The 18,499-nt window shown below is 60.0% G+C and carries 20 protein-coding genes; 11 read left to right on the forward strand and 9 right to left on the reverse strand.

The genetic code is table 11. The features are described from left to right. The first annotated feature begins 157 nt into the window (after positions 1–157). The 4 genes from ACZ9BX_RS35105 to ACZ9BX_RS35120 all read left to right on the forward strand — a co-directional run bounded on the left by ACZ9BX_RS35105 (position 158) and on the right by ACZ9BX_RS35120 (position 4,430). Positions 158–967 (forward strand): transketolase, encoded by an 810-nt coding sequence (locus ACZ9BX_RS35105; RefSeq protein WP_476222951.1) that lies wholly within the window; start codon positions 158–160, stop codon positions 965–967. Next, on the forward strand, positions 967–1,923 hold the full coding sequence (locus ACZ9BX_RS35110) for a transketolase family protein (RefSeq protein ID WP_476222952.1): 957 nt from the start codon (positions 967–969) through the stop codon (positions 1,921–1,923). The genes ACZ9BX_RS35105 and ACZ9BX_RS35110 overlap by 1 nt, the downstream gene beginning before the upstream one ends. Before the next feature lie 65 nt (positions 1,924–1,988). After that, positions 1,989–3,455: an FGGY-family carbohydrate kinase gene (locus tag ACZ9BX_RS35115; protein ID WP_476222953.1), complete on the forward strand. Its 1,467-nt coding sequence runs from the start codon at positions 1,989–1,991 to the stop codon at positions 3,453–3,455. A 21-nt stretch (positions 3,456–3,476) separates the two neighbouring features. Next, positions 3,477–4,430 (forward strand): sugar-binding transcriptional regulator, encoded by a 954-nt coding sequence (locus tag ACZ9BX_RS35120; protein WP_087002349.1) that lies wholly within the window; start codon positions 3,477–3,479, stop codon positions 4,428–4,430. A gap of 499 nt (positions 4,431–4,929) precedes the next feature. Here ACZ9BX_RS35120 and ACZ9BX_RS35125 read toward each other — a convergent pair whose 3' ends face one another. The 8 genes from ACZ9BX_RS35125 to ACZ9BX_RS35160 form a co-directional block, all read right to left on the reverse strand. Continuing rightward, complete coding sequence (locus ACZ9BX_RS35125) at positions 4,930–5,928, reverse strand: L,D-transpeptidase family protein (protein ID WP_476222954.1); 999 nt, start codon at positions 5,926–5,928, stop codon at positions 4,930–4,932. 212 nt (positions 5,929–6,140) lie between these two features. Then, entirely contained in the window at positions 6,141–6,584 is a 444-nt protein-coding gene (locus ACZ9BX_RS35130; RefSeq protein WP_476223134.1) for a helix-turn-helix domain-containing protein, read from the reverse strand. A 146-nt stretch (positions 6,585–6,730) separates the two neighbouring features. Next, entirely contained in the window at positions 6,731–6,892 is a 162-nt protein-coding gene (locus tag ACZ9BX_RS35135; RefSeq protein WP_476222955.1) for a hypothetical protein, read from the reverse strand. 550 nt (positions 6,893–7,442) lie between these two features. After that, positions 7,443–7,799: a hypothetical protein gene (locus ACZ9BX_RS35140; protein WP_476222956.1), complete on the reverse strand. Its 357-nt coding sequence runs from the start codon at positions 7,797–7,799 to the stop codon at positions 7,443–7,445. A 118-nt stretch (positions 7,800–7,917) separates the two neighbouring features. Then, positions 7,918–8,121, reverse strand: a complete 204-nt coding sequence (locus ACZ9BX_RS35145; protein ID WP_476222957.1) for a hypothetical protein — start codon at positions 8,119–8,121, stop codon at positions 7,918–7,920. 4 nt (positions 8,122–8,125) lie between these two features. Continuing rightward, positions 8,126–8,344, reverse strand: coding sequence for a hypothetical protein (locus ACZ9BX_RS35150; protein ID WP_476222958.1), 219 nt, complete (start codon positions 8,342–8,344; stop codon positions 8,126–8,128). A gap of 369 nt (positions 8,345–8,713) precedes the next feature. Beyond that, positions 8,714–9,733: an S-adenosylmethionine:tRNA ribosyltransferase-isomerase gene (locus ACZ9BX_RS35155; protein ID WP_476222959.1), complete on the reverse strand. Its 1,020-nt coding sequence runs from the start codon at positions 9,731–9,733 to the stop codon at positions 8,714–8,716. Continuing rightward, positions 9,730–10,452: an SDR family NAD(P)-dependent oxidoreductase gene (locus ACZ9BX_RS35160; RefSeq protein ID WP_132567392.1), complete on the reverse strand. Its 723-nt coding sequence runs from the start codon at positions 10,450–10,452 to the stop codon at positions 9,730–9,732. Before ACZ9BX_RS35160 ends, ACZ9BX_RS35155 begins: the two co-directional genes overlap by 4 nt. 86 nt (positions 10,453–10,538) lie before the next feature. Here ACZ9BX_RS35160 and soxR point away from each other — a divergent pair, with 86 nt between their 5' ends. Further along, on the forward strand, positions 10,539–10,973 hold the full coding sequence (gene soxR, locus ACZ9BX_RS35165) for a redox-sensitive transcriptional activator SoxR (RefSeq protein ID WP_027509101.1): 435 nt from the start codon (positions 10,539–10,541) through the stop codon (positions 10,971–10,973). Between the two features lie 146 nt (positions 10,974–11,119). Here the strand turns inward: soxR and ACZ9BX_RS35170 are convergent, their stop codons facing one another. Then, complete coding sequence (locus ACZ9BX_RS35170) at positions 11,120–11,680, reverse strand: hypothetical protein (RefSeq protein WP_476222960.1); 561 nt, start codon at positions 11,678–11,680, stop codon at positions 11,120–11,122. A gap of 457 nt (positions 11,681–12,137) precedes the next feature. Between ACZ9BX_RS35170 and ACZ9BX_RS35175 the strand changes: the two genes are divergently transcribed. From ACZ9BX_RS35175 to ACZ9BX_RS35200, 6 genes are all read left to right on the forward strand, one after another. Then, the gene (locus ACZ9BX_RS35175) at positions 12,138–12,941 is read left to right on the forward strand and encodes an NAD-dependent epimerase/dehydratase family protein (protein WP_476222961.1); all 804 of its coding nucleotides are present in this window, start codon (positions 12,138–12,140) and stop codon (positions 12,939–12,941) included. A gap of 471 nt (positions 12,942–13,412) precedes the next feature. Continuing rightward, the gene (locus tag ACZ9BX_RS35180) at positions 13,413–13,736 is read left to right on the forward strand and encodes a BufA1 family periplasmic bufferin-type metallophore (protein WP_476222962.1); all 324 of its coding nucleotides are present in this window, start codon (positions 13,413–13,415) and stop codon (positions 13,734–13,736) included. Between the two features lie 32 nt (positions 13,737–13,768). Next, the gene (gene bufB / locus ACZ9BX_RS35185; protein ID WP_476222963.1) at positions 13,769–14,695 is read left to right on the forward strand and encodes an MNIO family bufferin maturase; all 927 of its coding nucleotides are present in this window, start codon (positions 13,769–13,771) and stop codon (positions 14,693–14,695) included. After that, complete coding sequence (locus ACZ9BX_RS35190) at positions 14,682–15,482, forward strand: HvfC/BufC family peptide modification chaperone (RefSeq protein WP_476222964.1); 801 nt, start codon at positions 14,682–14,684, stop codon at positions 15,480–15,482. The genes bufB and ACZ9BX_RS35190 overlap by 14 nt, the downstream gene beginning before the upstream one ends. Before the next feature lies 1 nt (position 15,483). Next, positions 15,484–16,002, forward strand: coding sequence for a DoxX family protein (locus ACZ9BX_RS35195; RefSeq protein WP_476222965.1), 519 nt, complete (start codon positions 15,484–15,486; stop codon positions 16,000–16,002). A 1,066-nt stretch (positions 16,003–17,068) separates the two neighbouring features. Next, positions 17,069–18,382 (forward strand): epoxide hydrolase family protein, encoded by a 1,314-nt coding sequence (locus ACZ9BX_RS35200; protein WP_087006077.1) that lies wholly within the window; start codon positions 17,069–17,071, stop codon positions 18,380–18,382. The last annotated feature ends 117 nt before the right edge of the window (positions 18,383–18,499 follow it).

The following is an 18,499-nucleotide window of genomic DNA, read 5'->3' on the forward strand; positions in this document are numbered from 1 at the left end:
TATTCACACATGCCGGAAAATGAATTAACAAGTTGCTTTCTGGCTGTCAACATGATTTTCCCAGCCCCTACTGGTGGGATGTTTTGCGCAAGGGGCTTGACTAAACCTCACCTTGTGCAAAAATATCGCCTATTGAATATTTATGCACGAGGAATCCATGGATACCACAGAACTTGAGCGCGTCGCCCGCGAGATCCGATTGCGCGACCTTCAGGCAGTCTTCGAAGCAGGTGCCGGCCATATCGGCGGAGAGATGTCGGTCATCGACATCTTGACGGCCCTTTATTTCCGCGTGCTGAACGTTTGGCCCGATCAGCCGAAGCACCCCGATCGGGACAGGTTCGTTCTTTCCAAGGGGCATACGGCGTGCGCACTGTACGTGACCCTGGCAAAGCGCGGCTTCATTCCGGAAGAGGAGATTTCCACCTTTCTGCACCCGCACTCGAGACTGAACGGGCATCCCAACTGCAACAAAGTTCCAGGCGTCGAAACGAATACCGGTCCGCTCGGCCACGGTCTGCCAGTCGCTGTCGGCATGGCCAAGGCCGCCAAGCTCTCCGGAGCGAACTATCAAACTTACGTCATCACCGGAGACGGCGAGATGCAGGAGGGTTCCAACTGGGAGGCTCTCATGGCGGCTGCCCAGTTTGGCCTCGACAATCTAACGCTGATCGTCGATCACAATCGCTTCCAGCAGGGCGCGTCCCTGGCCGATACGAACAACGTTGCGCCGCTGCGGCCGAAGCTTGAGGCGTTCGGCTGGGATGTGACCGAAATCAATGGCAACAGCATGGATGAAATCGTGCCGGCGTTGGAAAGTCGAGGCTCCCGTCCGCATGGCATCGTCGCCCACACCAACAAGGGCCATGGCATCTCATTCATGCAGGACCGTGTCGACTGGCATCATAAGGTGCCAAGCAAGGAACAGTATGACATCGCAGTAGCAGAACTTTCGGAGGCACTGTAATGAACGCGCCGGTAAACGCACCCAAACTTTACGACTGCCGCGATGCTTTCGCGGCGACCCTCGAGGCGCTCGCCGTGACCGATGACCGGATCGTCGCGGTGTGCAACGATTCTGTCGGTTCATCGAAGCTCGGCGGCTTTAAGTCAAAGTTTCCAGACCGGCTCGTCAACGTCGGCATTGCCGAACAGAACATGGTCGGCGTCAGCGCGGGACTCGCAAACGGCGGGCGGCTGCCGTTTGTTTGCGCCGCCGCGCCTTTCCTGACGGGCCGCTCGCTTGAACAGATCAAGGCGGATATCTCTTACTCGAATGCGAATGTTAAGCTCGTTGGAATTTCCTCTGGAATGGCATATGGCGAGCTCGGTCCGACCCACCATTCGATCGAAGACTTCGCCTGGACGCGAGTCCTGCCGAACCTTCCTGTGATTGCTCCTTGCGATCGGATCGAGACTGCCGCTGCGGTGCAATGGGCGGCCTCCTACGACGGCCCCTGCTTCCTTCGCCTGTCACGCGTGGGTGTACCTGACGTTCTGCCGGAAGGTCACGAGTTCGAGCTTGGCAAGGCAAGCCTCCTGCGCGATGGTTCCGACGTCACGCTGATTGCGAACGGCACATTGACTCACCGTATGCTGAAAGCCGCGGAAATTCTCGCAGAGCGCGGCATCCAGGCAAGAGTCCTCAACCTCGCGACTGTTCGCCCTATCGATGAGGATGCCATCATTGCCGCTGCTGAGGAAACCGGAGCGATCGTGACAGCAGAAGAGCATTCGATTTTCGGCGGGCTTGGCTCGGCAGTTGCCGAGGTGGTGGTCGACAACGCTCCCGTCCCGATGAAGCGCCTGGGCGTTCCGGGCGTCTATGCTCCGACCGGTTCGGCGGAGTTCCTTCTCGATGAGTTCGGCATGGCTCCATCGGCAATCGCGGACGCCGCCCAGATGCTCATCAAGCGAAAATAAGCTGGGTCGCACGTGATCAAGCCGGGACGCTCCGCCGCCTGGCCTTTTAATTTGTGGAGGATAGGATGCTCGCTATTCTGGCGATCGATCAGGGCACGACCAATTCTAAGGCAGTTCTAGTTTCCGACAAGGGAGAAGTCCTCGCTAGAGGCTCCGCGGCTGTCGGTATTTCGCATCCGAAACCCGGCTGGGTCGAACAAGAACCAAACCGTCTCTACACCTCGGTTTGCGAGGCGATCGAAGTCTGCCTGGAAGCGGTCCCGGACGTGACCATTGCTGCTGTGGCAATTTCCAATCAGCGCGAGTCGGTTACCGTTTGGGATGCTGAGACCGGAAAAGCACTGGGACCCGTCCTAAGTTGGCAATGCAGGCGCACGGCGCCTGATTGCGAGCGTCTCCTCGCCGAGGGTCATCTTGATCGTGTGCAGACGCTCACCGGGCTTCCGCTGGATCCCATGTTTCCTGGCTCTAAGTTCCGGTGGCTGCTCGATCGGGTGCCAAGCGGCCGATCAGTTCGGCTGGGGACGATCGACAGTTGGCTGGTGCACTGCCTGACGGGTGGGCGCAGGCACGTCTGCGATGCCTCGAACGCCGCCAGGAGCCAGTTGTTCGACCTCCAGGAGCAGACATGGAGCAAGGAGCTCGGCGAAATTTTCGGCGTCGATACCGAACTCCTCCCGGAGGTGCTCGACAGCTCTGCCGATTTCGGAAGCACGCAGGGGCTGCCGGGCGTGCCGGACGGAACACCCATCAGGGCGGCAATCGGGGACAGCCATGCGGCCCTGTTCGGTCACGGAGCGTTCAAACCTGGCGATGCAAAGGTAACCTTTGGAACGGGCTCCTCCGTGATGACGACGCTTCCAGGCTTCATCGCCCCGCGTAACGGCATCACGACCACCGTCGCTTGGCGAGTTGGCGGAACGCCGACGTTCGCATTTGAAGGCAACATCCTCGTGTCGGCAGCCAGCCTGCCGTGGATGACCAGCATCCTGGGGCTTGCGGACGTCGCGGCATTCGTCGACCTCGCAGCAACCGCGGAACCGGGTGGACCGGGATTCGTGCCAGCCTTCGTCGGCTTGGGGGCACCATATTGGAATTCCGACGCGCGTGCTCTCTTCTCTCAGATCAATTTCAGTACGACGCGCGCGCAGATGGCGCGCTCGGTGACAGACTCGATTGCGTTCCAGGTCCACGATGTGATCGCGGCCATGCGCGCACAGAGCGGCGGCGAACTCGGCGCCCTCTATGTCGATGGTGGACCAAGCCAGAACCTCTTCCTGATGCAGTGCGTGTCGAATCTTATCGAACACGCCGTCATCCAATGCGAGGCGCCCGAGGCGTCGGCTCTGGGAGCCGCATATTTGGCAGGGCTGTCACTTGGCCTGTGGAGCGATCTGGGGGTCATCGCAGGACTGCCCCGAAGCACGCAGATCATTAACCCAGAACCGGTGGACCGAGCAGCGCTCCTGAATACCTGGAATGATGCTCTCGCCCGCTCGACGTTGCGCCAAACACCGGCTAAAGGTGAATAAAAATTCACACCGGGATCAGCCATGTCTCGCCTAAACGAACTCCGCCTCATTTCAAGAGTCGCCCAGATGTATCACATTGAGGGAAGGCGACAGGCGGAGATAGCGCAGCATCTTCGCCTGTCGCAGGCCACAGTTTCCCGAATGCTGAAGCGTGCCGAGGCCGAAGATATCGTCCGGACGAGCGTCATCCCTCCTGTGGGAACCTATAGCGAACTCGAGGGCGCGCTCCGAGATAAGTACGACCTGCCCGAGGCAGTTGTGGTGGAGTGTACGGAAGATCGCGACGGAGCCATCATGGCCCGGATCGGAGAAGCGGCAGCTCATCTCTTGGAGGTCACGCTCGCGCCCGGCGAGATCATCGGGGTTTCGAGTTGGAGTCAAACTATCTTCAAGATGGTCGAAAACATCCACCCTCAGAAGAGCGCGCAGGCGAAATACGTCGTTCAGACGCTCGGCGGCATGGGCGATCCGTCAGTGCAAACGCACGCGACCCAACTTACTACACGGCTTGCGCGGCTGACCGGTGCGGAGCCTAAACTTCTCCCTGTGCAAGGTGTGACCACCTCGCGAGAGGCCAAGCTCCTCATGCAGTCCGATCCATTTGTCCGAGAGACGATGGACTTGTTTGGCAGCATCACACTTGCGATCGTCGGGGTCGGCGCGGTCGAACCCTCCGAACTCCTCGCACGGTCGGGGAACATCTTTTCGTCGCGGGAGCTTGCTGATCTCGCGGATGCAGGTGCCGTCGGCGACATCTCGCTCCGTTTCTTTGACATGAACGGCAAAGCGGTGAAGACGCCTCTGGATGAGCGTGTTATCGGTATCCCTCTTGAGGATCTTGCGCGGGTGGATCGTGTCATTGCCTTGGCGGGCGGCTCGAAAAAGGCGGCCGCTATTGCCGGCGCGCTACGACTTGGCGTCATAGACACGCTGGTGACCGACAAGTTCACCGCTCAGCGATTGCTCGAGCCGTAGTATCGCTCAATGTCCTGATGGCGCGATCCCGTGATATCGAGGCGGAAAGTTCAGTCAGTCGACACCGTAATAAGCACAGCGAAAATAACTCGCTTTTTACTCTCATGCTCGGAACGTTTATCGCCGGCGCGTTTCTTGCCCGTGTTTTTCCGCTCTCTCAAGCCTCATATTTATGACGGCCTTGGACGGGCGGACAGGACGTTCGCGTTCCTTACCAGGAAATAGTGGCCGTCGATATCCTTCCCTCTCGCGTCTTGGTTCTCCCTGGAGTGGAGAGCCAGAATATATGGGCACAGGTTCGTTGCCTGTGCCCATATATGTTTCGGTAGCGCGTTTGCGCCCCCCGTGTGAAGACGATTGACCTCGACAGCACACAGGGCCGGATGGTGATGTGAAGATTCGTGCACTCACCAATGGTTGCTTCCATCCGTTGGTTGGGATCCCTAGGAGCGCTGAGGAGAGCGGATTTTCCGCCGTGCCGAACGAAATGGCATACGCTTCACTTAGGAGCGGCCGGACTTCGACTGACGAAGTCCACCAAGACTCCTGGCTTGACCATTCCGGCCAGCTCTTCGGCGTCCCAGTTCGTGAGACGCACGCAACCGTGCGATCCAACCTTGTCGATGAGCTTCGGTTCAGGCGTCCCGTGTATTCCATAAGTAGGCTCAGTCAGGTCAATCCAGACGCTGCCGACCGGACCGTTCGGCCCCTTTGGTATCGTCAAAACCTTGTTATTCTTCCCCTGCCTGAAATTGAGCCGCGGGTCGTACCTGTAGACCGGCATCCTCGCGACGCCTTTCACCTTGTGCTTGCCCGACGGGGCCGGATTGTCTTTGCTTCCGATTGTCGCAGGATAGACTGTAAGCAGCGATCCGTTCTCGGCATAGGCCAGGACCTGCCCTGTCGTCTTGCTGGCCTCGATTCTCGCGACTGTTCCTTCTTTCGCAGGGCCGGGCGTCACGACCCAGACCGTGTCGCCAGGAATGAACCGCGAAGCGGGGTTGAGGGCTTTCATAAGGTCGACGTCCATGTGGAACCGCTCGGAAAGCTTCTCCTCAACGCTCGTGTAGCCGAGCCTCTGCATCTTTGCCTTCTCGTCGTAATCTTCAGGGATCCTGTCGACGAGACCCGTGGCATCCTCTGGCGAGACGACGTAGCTCTCGACAATGGGCGTATTGCCTCCCAAGCGGGAGACCACCTCCGGATCCGTCTTCCCATCGACAGGAAGACCGTTCATCGCCTCGAAGGCGGCCACAGCTTTGCGGACATTCTCGCCGTAGAAGCCGTCGATCACACCTGGAGACGAGCCCGCGCGATCGAGAAGGACTTGGAGACGGACGACCGCTGGATCTGGATCGGCAGGCGCCTTTGTCGACCGCTCTGCGACGATGGAAGCGATCGAAGCGGCATTGATGGCTTCGCGCCGGAGTTCCTGCGTGGCAACACCATCAACGGTGAAGACCAGAGCGAACAGCGACATCGGCAGGGCTGTTTTCATGGACAACAAATGGCCAGTACCGGGAACTTGTTCCACAACCGGCGGGGCCTAAACTGTCCCTTTTCATTGCGGCGGGCATAGCGTTTGTTGGTGCTCCCTGCGCATGATGAAAATATTCATACGCATTCAGGGCCAAACGTCTTACTTTTACAGATTTCCCAGAGTTTTGGCCGATCTTTAGCCGTTCCTGCTGCGATACAACAGGATTTCCTTTAAGGTGTCATTTCGCCCCTATCGGAACCGACGCCTTCCCGCGACGCAACCGATTTTACCAAACTCACGATCTTTTGCCGTATGCGGGCGTTTTTTACAGCAAGAAATGCGCGATTGAGTGCGAGCCCCTCGGCGGTGGAAACAAATCCTGTTAGATCGTCTATGCCGTTCACCAGGCCTGACTTTGCACTCTCGGGCGCCCCCGGAATTGCTTCGAAAAAGAACGAGACAGGCACATTGAGACAGTCGGCAATGCCCTGAAGCCGGCTCGCTCCCACCCGATTGCTGCCTTTTTCGTATTTCTGCACCTGCTGAAACGTGACATTGACTTTTTCAGCAAGCGCTGATTGGCTCATGCCACGGGCAAGTCGGTGCATACGGATTCGCTGGCCGACCTCCACGTCGATTGCATTCGGCTGCTTCACATTCACGGCTTTATTCACGTTCGTCCCTTTCGCCTTGCGGACTAGATTGAGAATCTGCAGGCCTAAAATGCTTTTGCCGATTAATCCAATCAAGTTAGCTCTTCAGGGCAATACGTTACCCCTATCATAGTATACCAGCCCATGCGCAGCGCTTCGGCCTGCCATTAGCGTGCTGCGGCGACGGCAGCCTTGCGGCAGTGGGCAACTTCGGCGCTCAGCGCCTCCAGCTCGGTGAGCACGACATCCTCATCGGACTTCAGCTGGGTCTCGTCGAGCTCGACAAGAAGATCGCCCGCCGTGAACCCTGGAGCCGTTGCTGACTGCAACCGACGTCGTCTTGCCGTGCTCGATCGACTGGATGCCTTTCACCGGCCGGTCGGCCGGATCTTCCCGGGGCGGTCGCGACGACGTCGAACATGCCGAGATGGCTCCAGAGCAGCCGACGACAACTGCGATAAACCACATGAAGCGACGCGGATCGGCGACGCAGATCACGCCGGCAAATGTCATCCAGTATCTGCTGCAAATATCTGCTAGTGCGCTTTGGTAGACGTCGGTGGGCGCTCGACGGATTTCGGTCCATCGTAGAGAGCAATCAGAAGCGCGGCCAGATCATCGGCGGAACCATGGCCTTGGTTGAACAGATCGATCACGGAACTGCACAGCACGGCGGAACATCTCGTCTCGGGCGCCAAGCCAAAGTGCCGGTACCAAGCCTGAACCGCACCTGACATCAAGCGCAAGTCACTTTCTCTGAATGAATCCCCCAGCATCTGACCGCCCCCGGTTATTTATGCAGACGCTAATTTAGCTATGATTGAAATATCGTCAACTTGGACTAAAGTCCGACCTTTCTGTCAGCCGAAGGCCGATCGCTTAGGCATCGTCCACTGACGGTCTCACGTCTTCCCAAACCGGCCGCCGGATGGTCTTGATCTTCACCAAGCGCCTAACCTTCAGCTCGGTCATTTCGCTTGTCATCAATGAATCCAGCGACACTTCCAGATAGTCTTTCCGGCCGCATCTCTCGCAGCGGAATTGCCGCGTAACCTTGTCGAGCGCGACGTCGCCGCAAACCTCAAGGAGATCCTGCGGGCGGTAGTGATGCCTTATCTTGCACCGGATGCAATTGATCTTGATCAGCATGTTGCTGCCGTCGTCGTAATGCGACAACGTCGGGATGTGGTATGCCGCGCCGGGATCTCCAGGCTCTCGTCTATAGCTCTCAGGCATTTCGGCCTCGATCGTGTTTCCCAAGATTTAATGTCGCTCCAGCTCGGATGGACGCGGCCTTTCCTTCGCGCAAAACCTGCGCATCGGGACGCAATCCTCGAAAATGTCCTCGTCACCGTCATCCGGATCGATATTCGACGAGCTTGGCGAAAACGCCACGCGGATCATTCAGCATATGAAGCAACTCGATCGACTTTTGCCGCCCGCCGTTTTCTCTGAGCCGGTCAAAGCATTCGCGGCTGACACAATCGCTGAGTGTCATGGTGGCCTCGACGTCCGTCGCAGTCGGGTCGAGGTCGCAGTTGATCGTATAGCCGTTCATTTGCCTATACATCCCGTTCGTATTTCGGAGACCACCCGCGCGTGATGCCGCGGCTTAGCACGCTCTCCGCCAAGGCCAGCTGGTGCCTGAGGTATTTGCAGTCGAGCAGCAATGTCTCGATCGCCGCTTTGGCGTCATCATCGTGAAAGGCAAGGATGGCCTGCACCTCCCAGTCGAGGTCGGTGCATTCGGGCGGAGTCTCTTCGATCGCCAATGGACGCACGTGTATCCTCCTCCCACGCCGGCGCGCGGCACCCGCGTCTTGAGCTTCATGGAATGCCGCTTGATCGCGACGCCAATGTTCTCATTATGTTCTCATGCCGAAATGAGTCAAGGGCCAAAAAAATAGATGGGCCTTCAAAGAGCGGCCTACATTGCACTGCTCATGCGATTGCGTCTTGTTTCGCTGCTAACAGGCAGCGCAATCATTCAACCTACCGAAGCGCGCTTCTCGAGTTCCGGACAGGCCACCGCACAAGGCAGGCGATGCATTTCTCAATCGTCTCCAGCGCTCCGATCAGTTCGGCACGGAATCTCAATCTCTTCACCTCGACCAGTTCTGCAGGCCGGATCGGATCGATAAGAGCAGCGGTTAACAATTCAGCAGCACGGAATCGCCAAATTCATGGGCGCGGTAGCGGCACGCCGTGAGCGCTGCGGAGGCCTTCGCGAGCAGGGCATCATCGGCGAAGGCGCGCAGGAGCTCGAAGTGGCTTTCGCCGGGCTGGTGGACGCCCGTGAGAATCGCATCGACAACGCGGAGCGGTGTGCCCCGCTCGATGCGCCCTGTCGCAATGCCATTTCCGGCACGCACGCTGCCATCGGGATTAGCGGCCGCCTCGAGCGCGCGCACGACGCTCGTGCCGATCGCGATGATGCGGCTGCCGCGTAGTTTCGCCCGCGCGACCTGCGCTGCGGTGCGCTCGGAGATGCGGTACGGCTCATCGAAGGGAAGGCGCGAGTCGAGCACCGGATCGCCGGTGGAAGAGACGCCCGCGGCATGCGTGAGTGCTGCGAAGCCGACGGCGCGCCGACGCCAGGCTTGGAGCGTGCGCCAGTCGAGCCCGAAGCCTGCCGACGGCGCCTCGAACGCGAACGGTCGGGCGGCAATCTTCGTCCAAACATCCCACAGCGCCAACGGCTCGGGAACATGCGCGTATTGGATCGGCCGGCCGTGCTGCGCCATTCCTGCAAGCACCGCTGCGCGGTTGCCTGGGAAGCACAGTTCGAGAAGTCGAGGATGGTCGAGAAGGCGCTCGACGACGGCTTCAAGCGGACCGAGCCAGAGGCGGTCGCCTGTTGACAGCGCAGGCGGAGGCAGCCGGTCTTCCGTGCGCGTGCGATAATCGCCCAAGCCGAAGGCAATCGCCACGAAACGGGTGGGATCGGGAAGTGATAGCCAGCCGGCCAGGCGGATCTCGATCGCCTTCCCGCTTGGGACATGCGTGCCTTGCAAGCTGGCAGGCAAGGTCGCGGCGTCATTGGCGACGACCAGGTCTCCGGGATCGAACAGCGTTGCGAGTTTGGTGCGCGGCAGGTCGCGCATCATTCCGTCCGCCGCAACGACGAACAGCCTGGCGGAGTGCCGATCGGGGCGGGCGACGGCAATCATGCGTGTTCCCCGGCGAGAAGCCTGGCCTGGACCGACAACGCGTCGAGCATCTTTTCGATGATCTCGGCAGCTGCCAGCTCGGGGGCCTTCAAGGTCGACGGATCTGCGTCTGGAAGCGCCAGCGCATGCAGCGGCGTGTCCATATCGCCAGGGTCGAGCGCGAGGAGCCTTATGCCATCGTCTTTCACCTCCTCATCCCAAATCGCCGTTAGATGCGCAAGAGCGGCCTTGCTCGCACCATACGCCCCCCAGCCGGGATACGCGTTCACCGCCGCGTCGCTGGAGATGTTGACCACCAGCGCGCCGCGGCCCTCGCGTGCGGACGCGGCAAGCGCACCGAACAACGCTTTCGTCAGCCGGAACGCGCCGAGGAGGTTGACGGCAAGCGCTGCTTCCAGCTTCTCGCAATCGGTATCGGCAAGAAGCGCCAGAGGGACAGGACCGAGGCTCGATGCATTGTTGATCAGGACGTCGACCCCGCCGAGGCCGGCAGTGACCTGCATCGCGATCGGGTAGATGTCGTCCTTCCTGCTTATGTCGGCGACAATGCCGTGCGCGCCCGTCTCGGCTGAGACGCGCTCGACATTCGCGGCGCTGCGGGCAACGAAGGCGACGCACGCAGCCTTCGCGGTAAGCTGCCGCACAAGCGCCAGTCCGAGGCCGGAGGTGCCGCCCGTGACCGTCACGCGAAGTCCCTGAAGATCGATATTCGTCTGCATTGCCAGTGCTCCTTCAATCCCTAGGAGTAGTTGCTACAAGTTCAAGTTAACTTGAAGTCAAGTGGGAATCGTGCTTTCGTTTATGCATGGATCCGATGCTGACCATCACCGACGTATCGCGGCGCAGCGGCGTCGCCTCATCCGCCCTGCGCTTCTACGAAGAGCGCGGGCTGATTGCATCCGAGCGGGCCGGCTCGGGGCATAGGCGCTATCACCGGTCCGTGTTGCGCCGGATCGCCTTCGTCATCTTCGCGCAGCGGATCGGACTGACCCTTGAAGAGATCGGCGCCGAGCTCGCCAAGTTGCCAGCCGATCGCGTGCCGTCGCGTCGGGATTGGTCGCGGTTGTCGGGCGAGTGGGCAAAGCGCATCGACCAGCGCATAGCCGAGTTGCAGCGCCTGCGGTCCGGGCTTACCGAGTGCATCGGTTGCGGCTGCCTGTCGATCGACCGATGTAGCTTGGCGAACCCTGCTGATGTGGCAGGACGCAAGGGGCCGGGGCCAAGGTATTGGCTGGGGTGACGCGGCCTCCGGCAGAAAGGTCAACGATCCTCGGGTGGTTTCCCGCCTCCGCGACTGGGCGTATTCGATCGCGGCCGGAGGCGAAGCGAAGGGAAGGATGGCGCGAATCAGCCTGGACGGTACCACGGCGCCGCGCCTGTGGGAGTTTACCCCCTCGCCGCCTTCAGGAATAGGTATGCCGATAGAAGCCACAGCGCGACGAAGAACCCGGTCGAGAGCACGATGGCTTCTGGAAAGCGAGGCGCCGTAGATCCGAATTCCGCGGCCAGTGCAATGATACCGACCAGTACTTGAGCAAGCGCAGTTGCGGAGAGCGCCCGCGTCATTCCAGCGGACTGGAAGCGACCGTTGGCTGCGCCGATGACCGCGATGGCGAGAACTCCGCCATACATCAGGTTGGCAGCGTTGTCCTCGCTTCCAATGATGCCGACGGCGAGGTTTATCCAGACGAGGAGGAACGCCGCCGCGACTGCAACACCGACGGCGGCGCGGTAGGCGCTGCTGCCCGTCATCCTCACCGCCAACTCATAGGTGACGCCAACGCCGAGCAGCATCGCGCCGAAGACCAAAAAGTCGACCACGTCCCAATTCACTCCATCGGTGAATTGCATCGCGAAGAAGGGCAGAAGCAAGAGCGCCGCTGCCGCGGCCCAGCCCGCCATCCTCCAGCGGCTCCAATGCCGTCCGCCGCTTGAATTTCCTGTCATTGCCTTGCCTCCGTCCAAGTGCGAGGCTTTCAGCTCAGTGTAGGACACATGAGCAAATTCTGAGGCTTTTGCAGGGCAAGGCGCCGACCGGCGATCGAGATTGCTCCAATGTCAGCAACGGGATCCAAAATGCGCCGGCGCCTAAGCCAGCTTGAAGGTTTCGCTGAACCAATTCCGCCACCTGGTCTCGTTTGATGCGATCCGCTGCTGTGCATCGTCGCGATAAAAGAAGAGAAGCAGACACGAGCTAGGCAGGTGGATCGACGGTCCGCCGATGGCCAGGCACATCGCCTTGCTGTAAAGTACGCCCCTAATCGGAGTCTGCGTTGAAGTTCGACTCCGGCCGGTCGTGAGCGGTCGAAATCTGACGCGTGCTTGCGTGCTCAGAGATGGCCAGCCGGAGCTGCCGTCCATACCAGCTTGCAGCACGGCCACATCGGGGTTTTGAGAGGGAAGCATGAATCGCATTCTCATCACCGGCGCGGCCGGAAAAATCGGGAGTACCTTACGTGAAGGCATGCGCGGACGGTACGCGGTGCTGCGCCTTTCCGACATCGCGCCACTCGATCCGGCGCGCGCCGGCGAAGAGATCATGCGCGCCGATCTCACCGATCTCGCCGAGGTGGAAGGCGCCATGCGGGACGTCGATTGTGTTGTCCACCTCGGCGCAATCGCAGGCGAGGATACGTGGGACAAAATCCTGCCTCACAACGTGGTCGGAACCTGGAATGTGTTCGAGGCTGCGCGGCGACAAGGTGTGCATCGCGTCATCTATGCGAGTTCGCACCACGTGGTCGGGTTCTATCGGCGCGCCCGCTTCATCGACCAGACGGTCGCTCCGCGGCCGGACGGCGTCTATGGAGTGAGCAAGGTGTTCGGCGAGGCAGTCGGACGCCTGTTTGCCGACAAACACGGCCTGTCGGTCGCCTGTCTCCGCATTGGCGCCTTTCGCGACAAGCCGGCTGATCGGCGCCTGCTCCCTATCTGGCTCAGCCCGCGCGACGCCGTGCGGTTGGTCGGATGCTGCATCGATGCGCCCGACTATCATTTCATCGTCGTCTACGGCATCTCCAACAACAGGCGCAACCGCTACCGCAATGCAGGCGTCGAGTCGCTCGGTTATCGACCGCAGGACGACTCGGAGGATTATGCGGCCGACATCCTGAGTACGCCGGACATCGAGGATGCCATCTCGCGGCAATTCCACGGCGGCCTCTATACGCAAATGGGATTCGATGGCGACCTTGCGCGGATCGAGTAGCGTCGCCAGGTCGGACGGAAGCCCAAGTCCTGATCTCCTACGGAGGGGCAATCCTCGGTGCCGAGCATTGCGGACGCAGTTTTCTTGCGCGCGTTGCTCACGTCTCTCTCTCTCTCTCTCTCTCTCTCTCTCTCTCTTCTTTCGAACTTGCCTTTCTGAGCTTGCTCACCGCCGCCGTTCCTGGCGGGCAGCGCGGTCTCGCCGGGCTGGTCTTCGCCGTTTGTACTGCTCCGCAAATCTCGCCGCCGTCGCGGAGTGAGCGAAAGACGGGACCGTCCGTATTCCACTCCCCTCACGGCGGTCGATCACGTTCATGCTCGGAGCAAGTTGGTCCATCATCATCGTAGTCCGGCCCGTCTGCTCACGAAACCGTGTACGCGGATAATGTAACAAATCGCCCTTTGGCTGCGAACAGAGCTCCGTGTGGCCTTGATCACGGGTCGCACGGGTCCTCAAAAATGGAGAGATGTCATGTCCACGAAATCCACAATCAGTGCGGCCATGTTGGCCGGTGCCGTAGCGGCAGCGGTGTCATCATTTGCGATCGCCGCACCGCTCACACAGGCGCAGGTCAAGGCCGCGATGGATGCCGGAAAGGAGAAGTGTTTCGGCGTCGCGCTCAAGGGTCAGAATGATTGTGCGGCCGGCCCCGGCACGACCTGCCAGGCCACCTCGACCGTCGATTATCAGGGCAACGCCTGGAAATTCGTCGACGGCGGCACCTGCACGACGATGGATCTGCCGGGCGACCGCAAGGGCTCGACAGAAGCGCTGTCGCGCGACCTCCCCTCGTAAGCCCAACCAGACACCGGAAAGTGGAGGCAATGATGCCCAATTTGGCAAAGCATACGGATATTGGCGCGTCGGGAACTCTCCGCTTTCCGGCGCATCCGATCGAAGGCCGCGCTGGCACCAGCTTCAAGCACCAGCATCTGCCGTCGATCCTCGCGGACGATGATCGGAATGGAGGCTTCTTCGAAGTCCATGCGGAAAACTACATGGGCGCGGGCGGCCCGCCGCATGCCGCACTTGCGCGCGTCCGCGAGGACTATCCTGTTTCGCTCCATGGCGTGTGCATGTCGATCGGCGGGCCGCAGCCGCTGGACAAGGCGCATCTGGCGCGCTTCGCGGGGCTGATCGAACGATATGAGCCCGCGCTCGTCTCGGAACATCTGGCCTGGTCGACTCACAACACGACCTACTACAACGATCTGTTGCCGCTCCCCTACACCGAAGCCACGCTGCGGCGCGTCGCTGAACATATCGATGAGATTCAAGCGGTGATCCGCCGGCCGCTTCTGTTAGAGAACCCTTCAACGTACGTACTGTTCAGCGAGTCGACGATGAGCGAGACCGCTTTCATCCGGGAGATCGTGAGACGCACCGGCTGCGGGCTGCTGCTCGACGTCAACAACGTCTTCGTCTCGGCAATCAACCACAGCTTTTCCGCTCTCGACTACCTTTCCGAATACCCGCTCGAACATGTCTGCGAGATCCATCTGGCGGGACACACGGAGCAGGAAGACGACGAGGGTGATCTCCTCCTAATCGACAGTCACGACGGGCCGGTTGCCGACGCGGTTTGGAAGCTGTTCGACATCGTGATCGGGCGCTGCGGCGCTATTCCGACGCTCATCGAATGGGACAGCGCCATTCCCGATTGGCCGGTATTGAAGGCCGAGGCAAAGGAGGCGCAGGCGATCCTCGATCGGTACGCGGCTCTGCGACTGGAGCGTATCAATGTGCGCGCTTAGGGGCTATCGTATCGAGGCTGCCAACGGCCTCGACTATCCGGAAGGCATCGTGGCTGGGCTGCTCGATCCCGCTCGCGCAACACCCCTTTTCGTTGCCGGCCCGAACGGCAAGGCTGCCGGCAAGCGCTTCAATGTCTATCGCAACAATGTAACCGTTAGCCTGCTCGATGCTCTCGCGGCTGTCTTCCCCGCCACACTGCGCATCACCGGAGAGACGTTCTTTCGTGCCATGGCCCGGTTCCACGTCGGCGAGACGCCGCCGACATCACCGCTGCTGTTCGAGTACGGCCGGGATTTTCCGGATTTCATCGAGCGCTACGAACATGCGCAATCCATGCCATGGCTCGCCGACGTCGCGCGCATCGAGCGGGCCTGGCTTGATGCCTATCATGCGGCGGATTCCGCTGTGTTGCAGCCGAATGTCCTTGCCTGCGTCCCGCCGGAACGGCTCGGTGACCTCATTTTCGATCCGCATCCGGCAACCCGCATCGTTCCTTCTGCCTATCCGGCCGTGACGATCTTTTTGGTCAACAGGGCGAGCGATCCGGTCGGCCGCATCTCGGCGACGGCAGCGGAGAGCGCACTGGTAACGCGGCCGATGCTGGAGGTGGAGGTTCGCCGCCTTCCGCCAGGCGCCGATATCTTCCTCGCCCACCTCATGGCGCGCGAGCCACTTGGAAAAGCTGCGGCGACAGCGAGCACGAGCTGCCCAGAATTCAATCTCGCGACCGCTATTCGCACGATGTTCGAGGCGGGTGCGTTCACGGCGGTCCGCGATGGAGGATGAGATGCTGACTTCTATACGAAAATTTTTCCACAATCCCGTCACCCGAGGGAAGACAGGCTGGCTCGGTCGGATCGATGGCCTGATTGCCACCTTTGCGCCGACATCGCTGGCCCAACTCGCCTTGCGCTTTGGGCTCGCCGTGCCCTTCTGGCGCTCAGGCATGAGCAAGTGGGACGGCTTCCTGCAGTTGAACGATGTGGCCATCCTCCTCTTCACATCGGAATTCAAATTGCATCTGCCGGGCGGGCCCTATGACTTCCCGGCGCCAGCCGTGATGGCCTTTGCGGTCGCGTGCGCGGAAGTTTTGTTGCCGATCCTTCTGGTTCTCGGATTGATGACGCGGCTTGCGGCGCTCGGACTGCTCGCGATGACGATCATCATTCAGCTCACGGTGCCAGACGGATGGCCCATTCATTTGACCTGGGCGGCGATGGCACTCGGTGTTATTACTTGGGGGCCGGGCAAGTGGGCGCTCGACAGGTGGATCGCCGCCCGCAACCCCCATCCCGGCGACGAGTAACCGCTAACGTCTGTTATCAGTAGCGGTCGTCTGTCAGAACTCACGATAGCAGCTTTTGCATGGGTCGGACCGCATATCTGGCTGAAAGTGTCGGCCCGCCTGCATCAAAACGCCGCCCGCAACATGAAGCCAAGCCAAAACGCTCGCGGGAGAGAAGCAAGGCCATCAAGAAACGCTACGCTCGCCGTGCTCGCCCACGTCGTGCCGACCTTCATCACGAGCTTTGTCTGGCACCTTGTGGCGTTTCACCACGCTACGAGACTGAATATCTACCGGCCCGACCCAATCATCCCGTCCGGGGTCTGGCTCGATGCTCGTACAGGGTTTGACGTATTGCAGATTCCGAGGCAATCCGCCCCCGCATTCCGAAATGATGCCGCTCCGGTCCGCCGTGGCTGAGGGCCACGACCTGCCCTTCAGCCACGGCAACACCGAACTCGTTGCTTACCGGCCAGGCTACGCGCTGTGATTAGTCAGTTCCCATCATTGAGATAGCCGGCGAACCCGACCGCCTTGAGCGGAACCGAACCGCAGAGCCACTCAATGCTGCTGTGCAATCCAGTTGAGACATTATGCGACATTCGAAGCACAGACCGGGAACATTTGGGATTGATCGGCCGGCCCTCTACAAGTGCAATACGACACGAGCATGTCCCACTCGCGTAGATGCTGCCAGTTACTCACTTTGGGTTAAGTGACACTAGTATAGTTCTCGGCTATAGCTGCCTCGCCATTCGACGCCCTGAAATGCACCTAAATAATCCCATTCTTTACACCGAATTCGATTAGCAAATGCGGGCGCGCAGTGCTGCACGAAAGGTATCTGATAATCGACAAAGATGGCGAAGAACGAACTTTTCGTCATGTCCCATATGCGATGTGTCGGCTACCAAAGTGATTGATGCCGTTGGCCACGCCTTTAGTCCTACTGTTGTTGCGACCCAGTGTAGGGCGGCTCGATCATAGGTCACTGTCATTTCCTATTGGAGGATGCCCTGGCAATCGAGGCTGACCTCAAGGTTTGGCGGTCAAACCGCTGAACGCAGACGCAACAAGGAGATTCAAGATGCGTAAGCGACTGAGTCCCGAAGTTATCAATCAAGACCGGCGCCGGATCTTTAGCGCAGCTGCGATGGGAATTGCAGCTGCGGCTGCCGCGGGCGTTTTCCCTTATCCGACGATGGCGGCCACGGCTGACGAAATCCGCCCATTTCGCGTCGATATTCCGGACGACCAACTTGTCGATCTCCGCCGCCGCATCGCCGCCACACGGTGGCCTGACCCGGAGACGGTTAATGATCAGTCCCAAGGCATACAGCTCGCGAAGATCAAGCCGCTCATCGAGTATTGGGGGACCGACTACGACTGGCGGAAGGTGGAAGCAAAACTGAATTCCCTGCCCCAATTCGTTACCAAAATCGACGGAATTGACATCTATTTCATTCACGTCCGTTCGGAGCAGCCCGGCGCTTTGCCTGTGGTTATCACCCATGGCTGGCCAGGTTCGGTGCTTGAGCAACTCAAAATCATCGATGCGCTCACGGATCCAACCCGCCATGGCGGGCTTGCTGAGGACGCGTTCGATGTGATCATTCCGTCGATGCCGGGCTATGGCTTTTCCGGCAAGCCAACGAGCGTCGGTTTTGGCCCCGACCATATCGCGCAAATCTGGGCCAAGCTGATGAAGCGCCTCGGTTACACGCGCTACGTTGCGCAGGGCGGCGATTGGGGCTCCCCAGTCTCAAACGCGATGGCGCGCCAAGCACCTGAAGGTTTGCTCGGCATCCACATCAACCTGCCGGCAATCGTACCGCCCGAGATTGCCGCGGTGCTTGCGGTCGGCGGGCCTGCGCCAGCGGGATTGACCGAGAAGGAGCGCGCGACGTTCGATGCGCTCAGCGCTGCCGCAAAGATGGGGAACAGGTCATATGCGGTGATGATGGGAACGCGGCCGCAGACGATCGGCTATGCGCTTGCGGACTCGCCGGTCGGCCTTGCCGCGTGGATGCTCGGGCATCCCGGTTTCTCGATGTGGACGTACAATAGCGACGATCCCGAAAAGTCGCCTGACGAGGTGCTTGACGATGTCACGCTTTACTGGCTGACGAACAGCGGTACTTCATCGGCGCGGCTCTACTGGGAAACCGGTGGCCGCAGCCCTGCATTTGCGGGCGCGGAGATGACGTCCGAAATTTCGCTCCCGGTCGCCATCACCGTTTTTCCGGGCGAGAGCTATCGCGCGCCGGAGACATGGGCGCGGCGCGCCTATCGCAACCTGATCTATTTCCACGAGGTCGACAAGGGTGGTCACTTCGCTGCTTGGGAACAACCGACAATTTTCGCCCAAGAATTAAGGGCGGCATTCAGGTCGTTGCGATAACCAACCTGATGGGGAGTAGGACGCCCGACTCAAGGCCTGACGTTCCATTCGATGCTCAATATCTGCGGATCGAAACATTCCGCACTCAGTGAGAAGTTCGTCCAATAACAAGGAGAT

This window comes from Rhizobium sp. USDA 3886 (assembly GCF_056279785.1).

What these genes read in the sequence shown, in the direction of transcription:
- ACZ9BX_RS35175 (WP_476222961.1), top strand. Translation starts at nt 12,138, where the DNA reads ATGAATCGCATTCTCATCACCGGCGCGGCCGGAAAAATCGGGAGTACC.
- ACZ9BX_RS35120 (WP_087002349.1), top strand. Translation starts at nt 3,477, where the DNA reads ATGTCTCGCCTAAACGAACTCCGCCTCATTTCAAGAGTCGCCCAGATG.
- ACZ9BX_RS35170 (WP_476222960.1), bottom strand. Translation starts at nt 11,680, where the DNA reads ATGACAGGAAATTCAAGCGGCGGACGGCATTGGAGCCGCTGGAGGATG.
- ACZ9BX_RS35180 (WP_476222962.1), top strand. Translation starts at nt 13,413, where the DNA reads ATGTCCACGAAATCCACAATCAGTGCGGCCATGTTGGCCGGTGCCGTA.
- ACZ9BX_RS35155 (WP_476222959.1), bottom strand. Translation starts at nt 9,733, where the DNA reads ATGATTGCCGTCGCCCGCCCCGATCGGCACTCCGCCAGGCTGTTCGTC.
- ACZ9BX_RS35200 (WP_087006077.1), top strand. Translation starts at nt 17,069, where the DNA reads ATGCGTAAGCGACTGAGTCCCGAAGTTATCAATCAAGACCGGCGCCGG.
- bufB (WP_476222963.1), top strand. Translation starts at nt 13,769, where the DNA reads ATGCCCAATTTGGCAAAGCATACGGATATTGGCGCGTCGGGAACTCTC.
- ACZ9BX_RS35160 (WP_132567392.1), bottom strand. Translation starts at nt 10,452, where the DNA reads ATGCAGACGAATATCGATCTTCAGGGACTTCGCGTGACGGTCACGGGC.
- ACZ9BX_RS35195 (WP_476222965.1), top strand. Translation starts at nt 15,484, where the DNA reads ATGCTGACTTCTATACGAAAATTTTTCCACAATCCCGTCACCCGAGGG.
- ACZ9BX_RS35115 (WP_476222953.1), top strand. Translation starts at nt 1,989, where the DNA reads ATGCTCGCTATTCTGGCGATCGATCAGGGCACGACCAATTCTAAGGCA.
- soxR (WP_027509101.1), top strand. Translation starts at nt 10,539, where the DNA reads ATGGATCCGATGCTGACCATCACCGACGTATCGCGGCGCAGCGGCGTC.
- ACZ9BX_RS35140 (WP_476222956.1), bottom strand. Translation starts at nt 7,799, where the DNA reads ATGCCTGAGAGCTATAGACGAGAGCCTGGAGATCCCGGCGCGGCATAC.
- ACZ9BX_RS35110 (WP_476222952.1), top strand. Translation starts at nt 967, where the DNA reads ATGAACGCGCCGGTAAACGCACCCAAACTTTACGACTGCCGCGATGCT.
- ACZ9BX_RS35145 (WP_476222957.1), bottom strand. Translation starts at nt 8,121, where the DNA reads ATGAACGGCTATACGATCAACTGCGACCTCGACCCGACTGCGACGGAC.
- ACZ9BX_RS35125 (WP_476222954.1), bottom strand. Translation starts at nt 5,928, where the DNA reads ATGAAAACAGCCCTGCCGATGTCGCTGTTCGCTCTGGTCTTCACCGTT.
- ACZ9BX_RS35105 (WP_476222951.1), top strand. Translation starts at nt 158, where the DNA reads ATGGATACCACAGAACTTGAGCGCGTCGCCCGCGAGATCCGATTGCGC.
- ACZ9BX_RS35190 (WP_476222964.1), top strand. Translation starts at nt 14,682, where the DNA reads ATGTGCGCGCTTAGGGGCTATCGTATCGAGGCTGCCAACGGCCTCGAC.